15 protein-coding genes and 1 pseudogene are annotated in these 16,440 nt (G+C 66.2%); 1 reads left to right on the top strand and 15 read right to left on the bottom strand.

Going from position 1 to position 16,440, the window contains the following annotated elements; translation table 11 throughout:
- Nucleotides 1-53 precede the first annotated feature (53 nt).
- Nucleotides 54-1,058: a TRAP transporter substrate-binding protein gene (locus tag ACSQ3Q_RS13755; RefSeq protein WP_436134921.1), complete on the bottom strand. Its 1,005-nt coding sequence runs from the start codon at nt 1,056-1,058 to the stop codon at nt 54-56.
- Between the two features lie 202 nt (nt 1,059-1,260).
- Here ACSQ3Q_RS13755 and ACSQ3Q_RS13760 point away from each other — a divergent pair, with 202 nt between their 5' ends.
- Nucleotides 1,261-2,046, top strand: coding sequence for an IclR family transcriptional regulator (locus ACSQ3Q_RS13760; protein WP_436134922.1), 786 nt, complete (start codon nt 1,261-1,263; stop codon nt 2,044-2,046).
- Nucleotides 2,047-2,103: 57 nt separating this feature from the next.
- Here ACSQ3Q_RS13760 and ACSQ3Q_RS13765 read toward each other — a convergent pair whose 3' ends face one another.
- The 14 genes and pseudogenes from ACSQ3Q_RS13765 to ACSQ3Q_RS13830 all read right to left on the bottom strand — a co-directional run bounded on the left by ACSQ3Q_RS13765 (nt 2,104) and on the right by ACSQ3Q_RS13830 (nt 16,255).
- Nucleotides 2,104-2,703, bottom strand: coding sequence for a methylated-DNA--[protein]-cysteine S-methyltransferase (locus tag ACSQ3Q_RS13765; RefSeq protein WP_436134923.1), 600 nt, complete (start codon nt 2,701-2,703; stop codon nt 2,104-2,106).
- Nucleotides 2,704-2,753: 50 nt separating this feature from the next.
- On the bottom strand, nt 2,754-3,659 hold the full coding sequence (locus ACSQ3Q_RS13770; RefSeq protein WP_436134924.1) for an SDR family oxidoreductase: 906 nt from the start codon (nt 3,657-3,659) through the stop codon (nt 2,754-2,756).
- 201 nt (nt 3,660-3,860) lie between these two features.
- The gene (locus ACSQ3Q_RS13775; protein WP_436134925.1) at nt 3,861-4,796 is read right to left on the bottom strand and encodes a glutathione S-transferase family protein; all 936 of its coding nucleotides are present in this window, start codon (nt 4,794-4,796) and stop codon (nt 3,861-3,863) included.
- Nucleotides 4,797-4,826: 30 nt separating this feature from the next.
- Entirely contained in the window at nt 4,827-6,512 is a 1,686-nt protein-coding gene (locus tag ACSQ3Q_RS13780; RefSeq protein WP_436134926.1) for an isovaleryl-CoA dehydrogenase, read from the bottom strand.
- Entirely contained in the window at nt 6,509-6,988 is a 480-nt protein-coding gene (locus ACSQ3Q_RS13785) for a GNAT family N-acetyltransferase (protein WP_436134927.1), read from the bottom strand. The genes ACSQ3Q_RS13780 and ACSQ3Q_RS13785 overlap by 4 nt, the downstream gene beginning before the upstream one ends.
- A gap of 2 nt (nt 6,989-6,990) precedes the next feature.
- Nucleotides 6,991-8,007, bottom strand: a complete 1,017-nt coding sequence (locus tag ACSQ3Q_RS13790) for an NADP-dependent oxidoreductase (RefSeq protein WP_436134928.1) — start codon at nt 8,005-8,007, stop codon at nt 6,991-6,993.
- A 94-nt stretch (nt 8,008-8,101) separates the two neighbouring features.
- A complete protein-coding gene (locus ACSQ3Q_RS13795) occupies nt 8,102-8,533 on the bottom strand; it encodes a PaaI family thioesterase (protein WP_436134929.1) in 432 nt (143 codons plus the stop codon).
- Between the two features lie 153 nt (nt 8,534-8,686).
- The gene (locus tag ACSQ3Q_RS13800; protein ID WP_436134930.1) at nt 8,687-9,481 is read right to left on the bottom strand and encodes an SDR family oxidoreductase; all 795 of its coding nucleotides are present in this window, start codon (nt 9,479-9,481) and stop codon (nt 8,687-8,689) included.
- 186 nt (nt 9,482-9,667) lie between these two features.
- The gene (locus tag ACSQ3Q_RS13805) at nt 9,668-9,877 is read right to left on the bottom strand and encodes a hypothetical protein (protein ID WP_436134931.1); all 210 of its coding nucleotides are present in this window, start codon (nt 9,875-9,877) and stop codon (nt 9,668-9,670) included.
- A 2-nt stretch (nt 9,878-9,879) separates the two neighbouring features.
- The gene (locus ACSQ3Q_RS13810; RefSeq protein ID WP_436134932.1) at nt 9,880-11,745 is read right to left on the bottom strand and encodes an acyl-CoA dehydrogenase; all 1,866 of its coding nucleotides are present in this window, start codon (nt 11,743-11,745) and stop codon (nt 9,880-9,882) included.
- Between the two features lie 48 nt (nt 11,746-11,793).
- Nucleotides 11,794-12,267, bottom strand: coding sequence for a hypothetical protein (locus tag ACSQ3Q_RS13815; protein ID WP_436134933.1), 474 nt, complete (start codon nt 12,265-12,267; stop codon nt 11,794-11,796).
- 183 nt (nt 12,268-12,450) lie between these two features.
- A pseudogene (locus tag ACSQ3Q_RS13820) lies at nt 12,451-12,915 on the bottom strand (PaaI family thioesterase).
- 27 nt (nt 12,916-12,942) lie between these two features.
- Nucleotides 12,943-14,118: an acetyl-CoA C-acyltransferase gene (locus tag ACSQ3Q_RS13825; protein ID WP_436134934.1), complete on the bottom strand. Its 1,176-nt coding sequence runs from the start codon at nt 14,116-14,118 to the stop codon at nt 12,943-12,945.
- 37 nt (nt 14,119-14,155) lie between these two features.
- Nucleotides 14,156-16,255 carry a 3-hydroxyacyl-CoA dehydrogenase NAD-binding domain-containing protein gene (locus tag ACSQ3Q_RS13830; protein ID WP_436134935.1) on the bottom strand — a complete coding sequence of 700 codons (2,100 nt, stop codon included), beginning with the start codon at nt 16,253-16,255 and terminating at the stop codon, nt 14,156-14,158.
- Nucleotides 16,256-16,440: the final 185 nt, after the last annotated feature.

Raw genomic sequence — 16,440 nt, forward strand, 5'->3', positions numbered from 1 at the left:
TCGGTCAGTGAACTGGTTGCGATGCAATGCAATGTGGTGGGACGTGATGCGGACTACTTCTTGCCGATGCGGGCCAGCTCGCTCGTGTAGAGCTGCACGATGGCCGGGTCGTAGCTGGCGGCGAACTTGTCGACCACGGGCTTGGCGATCTGCTGCATGCGCTTTTGCTCGGCCACCGTGACGGCGTTGAACTGCATGCCCTTGGCCTGCAGGTCGCCCACGGCCCGTTGCGCTGCGGCGCGGCTCACCTGGCGCTGGTAGGCACGCGACTCGTTGGCGGCGTCGTGCATCATCTTTTGCTCGGCCGGCGTGAGCTGGTCCCAGAACTTCTTGCTCACCAGCACGATGTTGGCGGCGTACACGTGGTTGGTGGCGCTCACGTATTTCTGCACCTCGAACATCTTGTTGGACAGGATCACGGCAAACGGGTTTTCCTGGCCGTCCACGGCCTTGGCCTCCAGTGCGCCGTACAGCTCGGCAAACGGCATGGGCACGGGGTTGGCCTTGAAGGCCTTGAAGGTGTCGAGGAACACGGGGTTGGGGATCACGCGCAGCTTGAGGCCGTCGAAGTCTTCGGCGCGGGTGATGGGCCGCTTGCTGTTGGTGACGTTGCGAAAGCCCAGGTCCCAGTAGCCCAGGGCGATCAGGCCCTTCTCGGGCAGTTTGGCGATCAGCGCTTGGCCCAGCGGGCCGTCGAGCAGCGCGTCGGCCTGCTCGAAGTTGGCCACGGCAAAAGGAAAGTCCACCAGCCCGAACTCTTTGACGATGCCGGCCAGCGACGTGGTGGCAGGTGCGGACATCTGCTGCACGCCGCCCTGCAGGGCCGACTGCTGCTGCAGCTCATTGCCCAGCTGCGATGCGGGGTACTCCTGCACCTTGAGCTTGCCCCCGCTCTTGGCCGACAGCAGTTCGGCAAAGCGCTTCACGCCAAAGCTCACCGGGTGGTCGGCATTGTTGAGATGGCCAAAGCGGATCACGCGCTCTTGCTGGGCTGCGGCGGGCCAGGCCAGCAAAAGGAACAGGCCGGCAGTTGCCAGAAGGCAGGCGGTTTTTCTCACAGGGCATCTCCATCAAAAAGGGGGACTACGGTGGCGCGGACTCAGCGGAAAGACCAAACGGTGAACAGCTGAGCCCTTGGAGACGCATCGTAGAAATAAGTGGAAACTGTTTCCATAGTAGAAACCCTTTGGCAGTTTTGCTACATTGCGGCCGAGACAAACTTGGCCAGACCCCGCCCCCCTTTGATCGAAAGCCTTGCCCATGAGCAGCATCCTTGAGCGCAGCTTCAAAGTCCTGGAACACCTCGCGCCCCACCCCGAGGGCAAAGCCTTGTCGAGCCTTGCGTCCGAACTGGACATGCCGCTGAGCGCCACGCACCGCCTCCTGGCCGAGCTCATCCGCTGCGGCTACGTGCGCCAGGACCGCAGCCAGGGCAACTACATGCTGACGATCAAGCTCGTCTCGCTGGGCCTGGGCTTCCTCAGCGCCAGCGGCATCGTCGACATCGCCCAGCCGCTGCTCGACCGACTGGCGGCAGACTCCGGCGAGCTGGTCCGCTTGGCGGTGGTGGATGGGGACGAGCTGACCTTTGTGGCCAAGGCCCAGGGCGCTGTGCGCGGCCTGCGCTACGACCCGGACATGGGCTTGTCAGTGAACTTGTCGTGCAGCTCGGCCGGCCATGCCTGGCTGTCGACGATGAGCGACGAGGACGCGCTGGCGCGGGTGGCCAAGCGCGGTTTTGGCAAGCCCGAGGACTACGGCCCGAACGCGCCCACCACGGTGAAGGCGCTGCTGGCCTACCTGGAGGCGGCGCGCGAACGCGGCTTCAGCATGATCGTGGAAGTGTTTGCGCCGGCCATGACGGCCATGGCCGCGCCCATTCGCAGCAGCCACAACGGCGCGGTCATCGGCGTGGTCACCATCGCCGGGCCGCTGGTGCGGCTGACCGAAGAGCGCATGTTCGCCCTGGGCCCGGCGCTGTTGGCCACCACCGAGGAGCTGGCGATGGCCAGCAGCGGATCGGCGTTGCTCAAGAAACGCGGCTGAACAGGGCCCAGTGCGGCACGCACCGATGCCACGCGCAAAAAGGCGTCGAACACCGCCTCAGTCTCTGGGCGCAAACAGCGCCAGCGTCTCGTGCGCAAAGGCGCCCTCGATGTCGAGCATGCGCATCTTGGTGGCCGCGCCGCCGCCTGCTGAAAACCCACCCGTCTTGCCCTGGGCTGCCAGGATGCGGTGGCAGGGCACCACGGGCGCAAACGGGTTGTGCCCCAGCGCCTGGCCCACGGCACGCGCCGCACCGGGCTCGCCCAGCGCCGCGGCCATCTCGCCATACGTCATCGTCTTGCCGGGCGGAATGCGGCGGGCCAATGCGTACACGCGGGCGTTGAAGGGCGGCACGGCCTCCAACGCCAGGGGCACATCGCACAGGTCGTCGTGCACGCCAGCCAGCAGGGCCACCACGCGGCTCGCCCACGCCGCCACCTGGGGTGGCATTGCGCACTCGGCCAGATGCGGAAACCGGCGCTGCATACGGGCGCGTGTCTGGGCCTCGCCCGCGTCCTCGGGCAGCTGCACGCCCACCAGCAACGCGCCCTGCCAAGCCATGCCGCAATGGCCCACCGCCGTGGCAAACAGCGCATAGCCGCGCGCTTCGCCTGGGGTGCAGGCGGTGGTGTCAGCGTCGTGTGGCTCCGGGGGCATTTGCTACTTCTTTGATAGCTATCAGCGCTTGTTTAACAAGCGCTGGAGGCCTATTCAGCCCTCAAAGCCGTGCGCAGCTGCGCGCCGACTTCCGGCTTGCCCGCAAAAGGATCGGTCGGGTTGCGGCCCAGCATGATGTCTTCCATGCGCACCTGCACCGAAGCGATGGCCTTGGGGTGGCTGTAGATGTAGAACTGGCCCTGGGCCGCAGCGTCGAACACCTTTTGCGCCACTTCGGCGGCGGTCACCTTGCCGCTGGTTACGGCCTTGTCGCTCATGGCCTGGCCGATGAGCTGGCTCTTGGTGGGCTTCTCGGCCGGCATGTCGTCGGGCCGGTTGCGGTGGCTCTGGTGGATGCCGGTGGGCACGAAGAACGGGCACAGCACGCTGGCCTTGATTTGGTCGGTGACCAGCGACAAGTCCTGGTACAGCGTCTCCGACAAGCTCACCACTGCGTGTTTGCTCACGTTGTAGATGCCCATGTTGGGCGCCGCCAGCAGGCCCGCCATGCTGGCGGTGTTGACGATGTGGCCGCGCCAGGCCGGGTCGGCCTTGGCCGCGGCCAGCATCATGGGCGTGAACAGGCGCACGCCGTGCACCACGCCCCACAGGTTCACGCCCAGCACCCATTCCCAGTCCTTGACCGAGTTCTCCCATACCAGGCCGCCCGCGCCCACGCCGGCGTTGTTGAACACCAGGTGCGGCGCGCCAAAGCGCTGCTCCACATCCGCAGCCAGTTGCTCCATCTGCGCGGCACTCGATACGTCTACCTTGCGCGCCAGCACCTGGGCACCGGCGGCTTGCATCTCCGCGGCGGCGGCGTCCAGCGCGTCCTGCTGCACATCCACCAGCACCAGGTTCATGCCCAGGCGGGCGCCAATGCGCGCGCATTCGAGGCCAAAGCCCGAGCCTGCGCCGGTGAGGACGGCGGTTTTGCCGGCAAAGTTGTCGATCATCTGTGTGTCTCCTTGAAGTGGTAAGTGGTTTGTTGGGGTGCGCCGATATCGGCCATGAATCCGTTTGCCCCGAGCTTCTTGCCAGAAGGGTTGGCGCCAAAGCAGGCCCTGGCCTCGGCAGGCTCATCCCGAACGGGAGGGCTGGGTTGGCACGATTCGGTCAGGGGAGACGCTCAGGAGGCTGGGGCAAGGCCCCGCCGTTCAGGACGAAACCGCCCGCAGTACGTAGCCAATGCGCGGAAAGTGCACGTGCACCGTGCCCGCGCGCGGATCGGTGCGGCGCAGCGTGTAGCGGGTGCGCGTGGCGGCTATCAACTCGCCCTCGGTCGGCTCCGTGCCAAAGCTCTCGGCGGCGATGGCCACCTGCGAGCCCAGCGGGATGCCGTGCTCGTCCTGGAACACGTCGTCCATCAGCGGCAGCGGATCGGCCCCCGCCGCCACCGTGATGGCATCCTCGGACGCAAATTTTTCCATGCGCCCGTGGCCCAGCGCGGCGATGCGGTCCATCCATTCGAGCACTGCCGGCGTGGCGGTGAAGATGTCCGCCATCAGCGGCACACACTGGCGCGTGAACCACAGCGGGTGGTAGGTGGCAAAGTCCGCCAGGCAGGGCTCGGCACCGAAGAGGAACTCATGCTCCTCGGCCATGTGGGCCACGCGGCGCAGGTACGAGCGGTACGCGGCCGTGGCGTCCGCGGGGCGCAGGCGGTGCATGCCGGCGCTCATCTCGCGGCGGTCTTCGCTGAAGGCCTGGGCGACGGCAGGCGGCACATTCGCAAACAGCACCGCAGCGCCCTTGGGCTGCAGGTTGTAGGCCATGGCGGCCCAGAACAGGCTGGTGTCTGCCCACTGCGCAAACACGCGCGCCACACCCTTGATGTGCGGTGGGTACAGCACCGGCTCGGGCTGCTCGTGCTCCAGCACGTCGCAGATCAGGGCCGAGTCGCAATAGATGTCGGCGCCGATCTGCAAAAACGGAGTGCGCCGGTAGCCGCCCGTGAGCGCCACCACATCCGGCTTGGGCGCGATGCTGGGGATGATCACGGACTTCCAGGCCAGCTTCTTGAAGCCCAGTACCAGGCGGATCTTTTCGGAAAACGGCGACGAGGGGTAGTGGTGCAGGATGAGGTGGGACATGGGTTTCTCCGCAAAATTCTGTGGCGTGAATCAAATCGGAAGCGCGCGGGCCAAGATGGCGTCAAGGTTCACGCCCGCGCCCAGCGTGCCAAAGCTGTAGCCCCAGTCGCCGCCCAGGCGCGAATCGCAGAAGGCACTGAACACTGGGCCGGGTGCACTGCGGTACAGCAGCGCGGCCTGCAGGGCCAGGGCCACGTCCTGCGCCAGGCGGCGGGCCTCGGCTTCGGTGGTCATCGCGTCCACGCGCAGGGGCAGCGCGCTGGCCAGGCGGTCGAGTGCAGGGTGGGCGCCACGCGCAGGAGCCAGTTCGTCGGCCAGGGCCGCAGCAGTGTCGGCGCGGCGCACGGCGCGCAGCAGGTCCAGCGCCATGATGTTGCCCGCGCCTTCCCAGATGGAGTTGAGCGGCATCTCGCGGTAGATGCGGGCCATGGTGCCTTCACCGCCCTCTTCCACATAACCGTTGCCGCCCAGGCATTCCATGGCCTCCTGCGCAAACACGCTGCCGCGTTTGCACACCCAGAACTTGGCCACGGGCGTGAGCAGGCGGGCCATGACGGCCTCGTGCTCGCTAGTGGCCTTTTTGTCGAAGGCGCTGGCCAGGCGGATGGACAGCGCGGTGGCGGCCTCGCTTTCCAGCGCCAGGTCGGCCAGCACGTTGCGCATGAGGGGTTGCTCGATCAACTTCTTGCCAAAGGCGGACCGTTGGCGCGTGTGGTGCAGCGCAATGGTCAGCGCCTGGCGCATGAGCCCGCTGGTGCCCAGGGCGCAGTCCAGCCGCGTCATCGTGCCCATCTCCAGGATCTGCGCCACGCCGCGGCCCTCTTCGCCCACGCGCCAGGCGGTCGCGTCGATGAACTCGACCTCGGAGCTGGCGTTGGCGTGGTTGCCCAGCTTGTCCTTCAGGCGCTGGATGCGGATGCTGTTGAGCACGCCGTTGCGGTCGTCCGGCAGCACGCGCGGCAGGAAGAAACAGGTCAGCCCGCCGGGCGCCTGCGCCAGCACCAGGAAGGCATCGCACATGGGGGCCGAAAAGAACCACTTGTGGCCCGTCAGGCGGTAGCGCGGGCCCCAGGCATCTTCGCCATCGGGCACGGCCTGGGTGGTGTTGGCGCGCACGTCCGATCCGCCCTGCTTCTCGGTCATGCCCATGCCCATGGTGAGCGCGGATTTTTGCGAGAACAAGGCCAGGTGTGGGTCGTACCGGGTGCTGGCCAGGCCCGCGCTCCAGTCGGCCCACACGGCCGCATTGCCGCGCAATGCGGGGGTCACGGCATAGCTCATCGACACGGGGCACAGCACCGAGGGCTCGGTCTCGGTGAACAGCATGAAGCCGGCGGCGCGCTCGGTGTGTGCGTACGCCGCAGCCTCGCCGGTGCGCGACCAGGGCGTGGCGTGCAGGCCGTGGCGCAGCGCCGCGCCGATCAGCGCGTGATAGCTGGGGTGAAACTCCACCACGTCGGTGCGGTGGCCGAAGCGGTCGTGCGTGTGCAGCTGCGGCTTGTGGGTGTTGGCCAGGCGCGCGTGGGTCTGCATCTCGGCCGAGCCCATCTCTGCGCCCAGGGCCGTGAGGCTTGCCAGCGGCAGGCTGGGGGCGTGCAAACGCAGCGCATCCTGCAGCGGCTGGTTGGTGGTGAACAGGTTCACATCCGCCCAGGGCGTGCTCTGGTTGAACACAACGTGGGTGCGGGCCAGGCTCGCAGCAGGTGCAGTCGTCACGACGGGCTCCGCAGCATTTCGACGTGGGGGATGCCGTCTTCGAGGTACTCGTCCGACACCGCGACAAAACCCAGGCTGCCGTAAAAGCGCTGCAGGTGCGCCTGGGCGCTGATGCGAATGGCGTGGCCCGGCCACGCTGCGGTGCAGCGGGCGATTCCCTCCTGCATGAGCACACGGCCCGTGCCGTTGCCACGCGCTTCCTTGGCGGTCACCACGCGGCCGATAGAGGGCTCGGGGTAGTTCACGCCCGGGGCTGCCACGCGCAGGCAGGCTTGCAGCACACCGGCCTCGTCGTAGCCCAGCAGGTGGTGCGACTGCTTGTCGGCGCCGTCCGGGTCCTGGTAGGGACCCTGCTCCAGGATGAAGACCTTGCAGCGCAGGGCCAGGGCGTCGTGCAGCGCATGCACGCCCAGGTCGTCGAATCGGGCCCAGGTCCAGCGCAGGTGGGGCGACGGGCTGCCGGTGTCCATGCCCATGCTCAGATCAATTTCACGAGCTGCTTGCCGAAGTTCTTGCCCTTGAGCAGGCCCAGGAAGGCTTCGGGCGCCGCCGCAATGCCGTCTGCCACCGTCTCGCGCGGGCGCAGCTTGCCGATGCCGACCAAGGTGCCCAGCTCCTTGAGTGCGTCGGGCCAGACTTCCATGTGCTCGCTCACGATGAAGCCTTCGACCTTCATGCGGTTGATGAGCATGAGCGCAGGGTTGGCCATGGGCATCGGCGCGCCGTCGTAGCCGGCGATCATTCCGCACAGGGCCATGCGGCTGAAGGCGTTCATGCGCAGCATCACGGCGTCCATGATCCAGCCGCCCACGTTCTCAAAGTAGCCATCGATGCCGTTGGGGCAGGCTTCTTTCAGCGCCTTGGACATGGCCTTCACGTCGCTGTGTTCCTTGTAGTCGATGCAAGCGTCAAAGCCCAGCTCTTCCACCGCGTACTTGCATTTTTCAGCACCACCGGCAATGCCCACCGCGCGGCAGCCGCGCGCCTTGGCCAGTGCGCCGAAGGCGCTGCCCACGGCGCCGGTGGCGGCACTCACCACCACGGTGTCGCCTTCCTTGGGGGCGATGATCTTGACCAGGCCATACCAGGCCGTCACGCCGGGCATACCCACCGCGCCCAGGTAGTGCGACAGCGGCACGTGGGCCGTGTCCACCTTGCGCAGTGCGCCGGGAGCGTTGGCGTCGACCACGCTGTATTCCTGCCAGCCGCCCATGCCCACCACCTTGTCGCCCACGGCGTACTTGGGGTGCTGGCTCTCGGCCACTTCGCCCACGGTGCCACCAATCATGACCTCGCCCAGGCCCTGCGACGCGGCGTAGCTTTTGCTCTCGTTCATGCGGCCGCGCATGTACGGATCGAGGCTCAGGTAGTGGTGGCGCACCAGCACCTGGCCGTCTTTGAGCGCCGGCGTGTCGGACGCCACCAGCTTGAAGTTGCTGGCCACGGCCTCGCCATGGGGGCGGTTGTCGAGCACGATTTGTTGATTGCGTGGCATGGAAAGCTCCTTGAAGGGTGTTGCTATTATTTTTATAGCTATCAGCGCTTATCAATCAAGCGCTGGGGGCCATTTTTATTCAGATTTTGGGCTGTCAGTCGGTCGAAATGACCTTGAGCCCATTGGCGCTGCGGCTGTCCACCGGCAGGCGCCGCACGTACTTGAAAGTACCCGTGGCGTGGCTGCAGATGCGGCCCTGCGCGTCATACACCGTGCCTTCGGTGAACGCCATGGTGGCGGTGCGGTGGATGAGCCGCCCCTTGGCCACCAGCGGGCCGCGGGCGGGCTGCATGAAGCTGGTCTTCATCTCGATGGTCACCACGCCCATGTCTGGCGTGTCGCTGCGCGCGGCCGTGGCCATGGTCACGTCCAGCAGCGTCATCGATGCGCCGCCGTGGGTCACGTCAAAGGAGTTGAGGTGCTCGGGCTTGGCTTCGTAGCGCAGCTCGGACTCTCCTCCTTCCATGCGGTGCAGCGTGAAGCCGAGGTGGCTGACAAAGGGGATCTCGACACCAAAACTTTTCACGGCATGTCCTCAACACACAAACTCAAAAACTGGCGCGGCCCAAGCCAGCGACCGCCGCGCCAGGTCCGCCCCGCCGCGCTGGCGGTGTCCCCCTTCCCGGCGAAGCCGAGAGAAGGGGGAAGGCGCGAAGCGCCTCAGGGGGTTGTACTCTATCTATCCTCCAGTGACGATGCTCACGCCGCCGTCCACCGCCAGCCACTGGCCGGTGATGTGCTTGCCCGCGTCGGACGCATACAGCGCGCACAGGCCCTTCAGGTCCTCGTCGTCGCCCAGGCGGCCAAGCGGGGCATGCGCAGCCAGTGCTTCTTCGCCCATCGCCTTCAAGGTACCCACCGTCATCTTGCTCGGGAAGAACCCCGGGCAGATGGCATTGACGCGGATGTTGTACGCGCCCCATTCGGCCGCCAGCGCGCGGGTGAAGTTGATCACCGCGCCCTTGGACGTGTTGTAAGCGATGGTGTTCATGCCCTTGGGGTTGCCGCCCAGGCCGGCAATGGACGCCACGTTGATGATGCTGCCGCTGCGGCGCGCAATCATGCTGTGCTTGGCGATGTGCTGGCTCAAGATGAAATAGCCGCGCACGTTGAGGTTCATCACCTTGTCCCACGCATCCACGGGGTGATCTTCGGCCGGTGCGCCCCAGGCGGCGCCGGCGTTGTTGACCAGGATGTCCACGTGGCCCAGGCGCTCCAGCGACTCGGTGGCCAGGCGGCGGATGTCCGCCTCGTTGGAGCAATCGGCGGCGATCCAGCGCGCGTCGATGCCGGCGGCCTGCAGGTCGGCTGCGGCTTCTTCCAGGTCGGACGCCTTGCGCGAGCTCAGCAAGATCTTGGCGCCCGCCTCGCCCAGCGCGTGGGCCAGTTGCAGGCCCAGGCCGCGCGAGCCGCCGGTCACGAGCGCGGTCTTGCCAGACAGGTCAAACAGTTGTTGGATGGTGCGGGTGGTCATGGTTGTCTCCTTGGGTTTGTAGGTCTGCGATCAGGGTGCGAAGGGGTCAGTTCTGCGGACAAAAAGCCCCTCATGTCACAAAGGGAAGTTACTCAATCATTGTGCGACGCAACGCGGGGCTTGCGTGTCTCGGTGGTGTCGCGATGGTGTCGTGGGACCCCACAGTGCTGCGTGTCGTGCAGGCAATCACAGCCCGGATGCCTCGTCCAGCCGCGAGCGCACCCCGATCAGCACCACCCCGGCCACGGCGGCCAGGCCGCCCACGGCGATCAAGCCCCAGCCCACGGCAGCATCGGTGCGGGCCGTGGCAATGCCCAGAACCAGCGCAGACAGGCCGCCGTAGATCAGCGCCCAGATGAGCTGGTGCAGGCGCTGCAACGTGCGTGATGAAGCCACGATCAAAACGCCTCTTCGGGAAAGCTGGCGCAAGTGGCATCGCGTGTGCTCACCACCTGCAGCCAGGCACCGATCTTCGGCAGCTCGTAGCGGAAGAAGTAGCGCATGGCGCCCATGCGGCCGACGCTCGCGGGCCGCTCCAGCGCCGCGTCGTCGGCGAGCGTCGCGAGCGCCAGGTCCAGCCAGACCCAGGACAGCACCATGTGGCCAAACGCCTGCATGTACGGCACCGCGTTGGCCAATGCATCGGCCGGCTGGCCTGTGGCCCAGGCGGCCTTGGTGGCAGCGCCCACTTGTTGGAGGGCCGCGCCCAGCGCGTTGGCGTGCTCAGCCAGCGCAGGCACCTGGATCGCGCGCTCAATGGTGGCGTTGATGCGCCCGGCCAGCAGTTGCAGGCCGCGCCCGCCTTCCATCAGCACCTTGCGGCCCAGCAGGTCCATGGCCTGGATGCCGTGCGTGCCCTCGTGGATCATGTTCAGGCGGTTGTCGCGCCAGTACTGCTCCACCGGAAAGTCGCGCGTGTAGCCGTATCCGCCGTGGATCTGGATGGCGAGCGAGTTGGCCTCCAGGCAGAACTCGCTGGGCCAGCTCTTGGCAATGGGTGTGAGCACCTCCAGCAGCAGGCGGGCCTCGTCGGCCGCGGCCGCATCACCGGTGTGTTGCTCGTCCACCAGCTTGGCGCAGAACAGGTTGAGCGCCAGCGCCCCTTCGCCATACGACTTCTGGGCCAGCAGCATGCGCTTGACGTCGGCGTGTTCGATGATGCGCACCTGCGGCTGCGCGGCATCCTTGACCACGGCGGCGGGGGCGCCGCCTGCCGCGTCCTTGGCGCCCTGCACCGGCCTGCCCTGGGGGCGGTTCTTGGCGTAGTCCAGGCTGGCGTAGTAGCCCGCCAGGCCCAGCATGGTGGCCGCCATGCCGATGCCGATGCGCGCCTCGTTCATCATGTGGAACATGCAGTGCAGGCCCTTGCCCGCCTGCCCCACCAGGTAGCCCACGGCGCCGGCCTGACCGCCCACCGGGAACTTGCCTTCGCCAAAGTTCAGCAGCGTGTTGGTGGTGCCGCGCCAGCCCAGCTTGTGGTTCAAGCCCGCCAGCGCCACGTCGTTGCGCTCGCCGGTCAGCTGGCCTTGTGCATCGACCATCTTCTTGGGCACGATGAACAGCGAGATGCCGCGCGTGCCGGGCACCAGCTTGCCGTCCGGCCCCGGTATCTTGGCCAGCACCAGGTGCACGATGTTCTCGGTGAGTTCATGGTCGCCCGAGCTGATCCACATCTTGTTGCCCGTGAGGCGATAGCGCGCGCCCAGCGGGTCGGCTTCAAAGTCGGCTCCATCGGGCACCGCGCGGGTGGCCACGTCCGACAGCGACGAGCCCGCCTGCGGCTCGGACAAACACATGGTGCCCGACCAGCGGCCGTTGAACTCATTGAGTGCGAAAACTTCTTTTTGCAGCGCCGTGCCGTGCGCCATCAGCAGGTTGGCGTTGCCCGACGTGAGCAGGTTGGAGCCGATGCTGATCGAGGCCACCGCGAAGAAGCTGTTGGCCGCCGCTTCGAGCGCATAGGGCAGCTGCATGCCGCCGATGTCGTAGTCCTGCGCGGCCGACAGCAGGCCCGATTCGGCGTAGGCCTTGCGGGCTTCGTAGGTCGCCTGGGGCAGGATGACCTTCTCGCCGTCGAAGTGCGGCTCCTCAATGTCCACCGTGCGGTTGAACGGCGCGTACTTTTCGCGCGCGATGCGCTCGCAGGTGTCGAGCACCGCGTCGAAGGTCTCGCGTGAATGGTCAGCGAAACGTTCGCGGGTGGTGAGCGACTGCGCGTCGAGCCAGTCGTACAACAGGAAGTCGAGCGTGGAACGCAGGGTCATGAGGTCTCCTTGAATGCGGCATGCCCTGCCTGCTCCTCGGCGTGAGGATCAGCGTGCGGGCAGCGCGATGTTCTTGAAACACCAGTAGTCCATGTCCGAATTGGGCTTGGGCTGGCAGTTGGCCTCTCCCATCTGCAAGCGCTTGGCACCTGCCGGGAGCGGCGGGAAAGTGATCTTCAGAAACTTGGTGCGGCCGGGTTTGACCGTGTCCATCTTCACGTTGCACAGCGTGAGGCCGCTGATCGCGCGCTGCGGCAGCACCGCACCGCTGTCCAGGTCCTTGAGGGTGAAGGCGTCGGGGGAGCCGGTGGGCTGCGCGCAGGCTTCGAACGACTCATCGGTCGTGTTCTTCACGAGCAAGGTGACGCGGGTCTGCTGGGCGTCCAGCACGATCTCTTGCAGCACCACGTCGGCATCGGACTCCAGCGGCTGCTGGAGCTTGAAGCTCTGTGCGTGGGCACCGCAGGCCACGGCAAGCGCCGAGAGTGCGGTGAAAAAGCGAAGGGAAGCAGTGCGACGCATGGGATGTACCGGTGAAGGAGAACAAAGAATGGGGGGAGAGACCAGGCACCGGGCTGGCCGGCTGCCGCGGCGGATTCTGCCCGCCCGGCCGCCACCAGATGGCACCGCCGCATCCCCACAAGGCAACAATTTGTAGCCCTTCCTTCAGCCTCCTGTCACGGCATCGTTGTCAGCCACACGCAATCAGTCGCCCGGTGCCGCGTCTGTTTGGGGTGCGCCGGCCGGCAACGCGGCAATCGTGCCCTGCGCCACGGCACACAACTTCTCTTGCCCGCCCTGCACGGCATACACCTCACAGCGGCACACCGCTTGGCTCTTGCCGTGGTGCACCGCCTCGGCGCGCGCCACCAGCCGCTCGCCCACCGCAGGCCGCAGGTAGTTGACCTTGAACTCGGACGTGACCACCGGCACCTGCATGGCTGTGCCACCGGCTTAGGTGAGCGCGTTGTCGGCCAGGTAGCTCACCACCCCGCCGTGCGCAAACCCATGCTGCTGGCGCAGCTGCGGCGTGAGCGCCAGGCCCAGTTCGCAGCGCCCCGGCGACAGTGACAGCAGCTCGGCCCCCAGCAGCACGCTGAAGGGCTGGTTGGCCAGCACCTGCCGGCCCAATTCCAGAAAAGCCTCGGGCGAGGCCGTGCCGCTGCGCATGTCGGTGGGGCGCTCCGAAGCCATGGGTCAGAACACTTCGAAGATGCCCGCAGCACCCATGCCGCCGCCGATGCACATGGTCACGCACACCTTCTTGGCGCCGCGGCGCTTGCCTTCGATGAGCGCGTGGCCGGTGAGGCGCTGGCCGGACACACCGTAGGGGTGGCCCACGGCGATGGCACCGCCGTTCACGTTCAGGCGGTCGGCCGGGATGCCCAGCTTGTCGCGGCAGTACAGCACCTGCACTGCGAAGGCCTCGTTCAGCTCCCACAGGTCGATGTCCTGCACCGTGAGGCCCAGCTTCTTGAGCACCTTGGGCACGGCGAACACGGGGCCGATGCCCATTTCATCGGGCTCGCAGCCGGCCACGGCAAAGCCGAGGAAACGGCCCAGGGGCTTCAAACCCTTCTTGCTGGCGTACTCCTCGCTGGTCACCACGCAGGCACCGGCGCCGTCGGAGAACTGGCTGGCGTTGCCCGCCGAGATCAAACCGCCGGGCAGTGCCGAGCGCAGGCCCTGAATGGCCTCCACCGTGGTGCCTTCACGCGTGCCTTCGTCCTTGCTCACCGTGACCTGCTTGGTGATCAGGCCCAGTGTCTTGTCGGCAATGCCGGCGGTGACGGTGATGGGCGCGATCTCGGCATCGAACAGGCCGGCGGCCTGCGCGGCGCAGGCCTTTTGCTGGCTGGCCGCGCCGTATTCGTCCATGGCTTCACGGCCGATGTTGTAGCGCTTGGCCACCTGCTCAGCGGTCTGCAGCATGCTCCAGTAAATCTCGGGCTTTTGCTTGGCCAGGGCCAGGTCCTGGATCATGTGCAGGTTCATCTCTTGCTGCACGCAGGAGATGCTCTCCACACCACCGGCCACATACACGTCGGCTTCGCCGGCGATGATGCGCTGGGCCGCCAGGGCGATGGTCTGCAGGCCCGACGAGCAAAAGCGGTTGACGGTCACGCCCGATGCGGTGATGGGCAGGCCGGCCTTGAGCGCGATCTGGCGCGCGATGTTGCTGCCCGTGGCGCCTTCCGGCGTGGCGCAGCCCATGATGACGTCGTCGACATCGGCGCCGTCGATGCCGGCGCGCTGCACGGCATGCTGTACGGCGTGGCCACCCAGCGTGGCGCCATGGGTCATGTTGAAGGAGCCCTTCCAGCTCTTGGCGAGCGGGGTGCGGGCGGTGGAGACAATCACTGCGGAGGTCATGGGAAATCCTTTAATCGGTGAACGGTGGCACGCGGGCTTACTGGAAGGCCTCGCCTTCGGCGACCAGCTTGGCCAGCAGCGGCGCGGGCTTCCAGGCGTTGGCGTCGTCCATGGGGTTCTGGGCAAAGCGGTTCATCGCCTGCACCACGTTGAACAGGCCCACTTCGCTGGCGTAGTGCATGGGGCCGCCGCGGTGGATGGGGAAGCCGTAGCCCGTCAGGTACACCATGTCGATGTCGCCGGACTTGCTGGCAATGCCCTCTTCCAGAATGTGCGCACCTTCGTTCACCAGGGCGAACACCAGGCGCTGCACGATTTCCTCGTCGGAGATCTTGCGCGGCGCCGTGCCCAGCGTCTTGCGGTGCTCTTCGATCATCTTGTTCACCACGTCGCTCGGGATCGCATCGCGCTTGCCGGCCTGGTAGTCGTACCAGCCTGCGCCGGTCTTCTGGCCGAAGCGGCCCAGTTCGCACAGCAGGTCTGCCGTCTTGCTGTACTTCATGTCGGGCTTTTCGCTGTAGCGGCGCTTGCGGATCGCCCAGCCGATGTCGTTGCCGGCCAGGTCACCCATGCGGAACGGGCCCATGGCAAAGCCGAACTTCTCGATGGCCTTGTCCACCTGCTGGGGCGTGGCGCCCTCGTCCAGCAAAAAGCCGGCTTGCTGGCTGTAGCGCTCGATCATGCGGTTGCCGATGAAGCCGTCGCACACGCCCGAGACCACCGAGGTCTTCTTGATCTTCTTGCCGATGGCCATCACGGTGGCCAGCACGTCCTTGGCGGTGGCCTTGCCACGCACCACTTCCAGCAGCTTCATCACGTTGGCGGGGCTGAAGAAGTGCATGCCCACCACGTCCTGGGGGCGCTTGGTGAAGTTGGCAATCTGGTCCACGTCCAGCGTGGAGGTGTTGGAGGCCAGGATGGCGCCAGGCTTGGCCACGGCGTCCAGCTGCTTGAACACGGCTTCCTTCACGCCCATCTCTTCGAACACGGCTTCGATGATCAGGTCGCAGTCCTTGAGCTCGTCGTAGCTGAGCGTGGTGGACAGCAGCGCCATGCGCTGGGCGTACTTGTCTTCCTTGAGCTTGCCCTTCTTGACCTGCGATTCGTAGTTCTTCTTGATGGTGCCGATGCCGCGGTCCAGCGCTTCCTGCTTCATCTCCAGCATCTTGACGGGGATGCCGGCGTTCAGGAAGTTCATGGCGATGCCACCACCCATCGTGCCCGCACCGATCACGCCCACGAGCTTGATGTCGCGCTTGGGGGTGTCCGACGGCACGTCCGGAATCTTGCTCGCAGCGCGCTCTGCCATGAACAGATGGCGAAGCGCGCGGGACTCGGGGGTCCACATCAGGTTGATGAAGATCTCGCGCTCGACCAGCATGCCGTCGGCGAACTTCTTCTTGGTGGCGGCTTCGACTGCGTCCACGCACTTGGCGGGTGCAGGGAAGTTCTTGGCCATGCCCTTGACCATGTTTCGTGCGAACTGGAAGTACGCATCACCTTCTGGGTGCTTGCAAGGGAAGTTGCGCACCAGCGGCAGTGGACGCGCATCGGCCACGCTCTGCGCAAACGCCAGGGCTTCTTCGGCCAGCGACTCGGGCGATGCCGCCAGCTTGTCGAACAGCTTCTGACCGGGCACGCCGGCGATCAGTTCGCTCTTCACGGGCTCGCCGCTCACGATCAGGTTGAGCGCGGCTTCGACGCCGATCACGCGCGGCAGGCGCTGCGTGCCGCCCGCGCCGGGGATCAGGCCCAGCTTGACTTCTGGCAGTGCGATGGAGCAGCCAGGCGCCGCAATGCGGTAGTGGCAGCCCAGCGCCAGCTCCAGCCCGCCGCCCATGGCGACGGAGTGCATGGCAGCCACCACGGGCTTGGCCGAGTTTTCGACGGCCTGGATCACAGACAGCAGGTTGGGCTCTTGCAGCGACTTGTCGGTGCCGAATTCCTTGATGTCCGCACCGCCCGAGAAGGCAGCGCCGGCACCGGTGATGACGATGGACTTGACCGCTGCATCGGCATTGGCACGGGCCAGGCCGTCCACGATACCTTGGCGGGTGGCCAGCCCGAGCCCGTTGACGGGAGGGTTTGCCATGGTGATCACGGCGACGGAGCCGTGGACTTTGTATTCAGCGGTCATGGTGCTGTTGTTCCTTGGAGAGTGAAAAAGAACGATCGTGCGTTTTTATTGTAGAGACTTCAAACCAGTTTGGCGTGTCAATTTGTCCCGGGCGGGACAAGGGGGTTTGCCGCGCCCATCAGGACTGCGGCCGAGCGGGCAAAAAAAGAGGCGCCACCGGAGACCGGGCACCTCTGTAGACCGAT

The sequence above is a fragment of the Acidovorax sp. LjRoot129 genome, assembly GCF_964253765.1.
GTDB lineage: Bacteria > Pseudomonadota > Gammaproteobacteria > Burkholderiales > Burkholderiaceae_C > Acidovorax.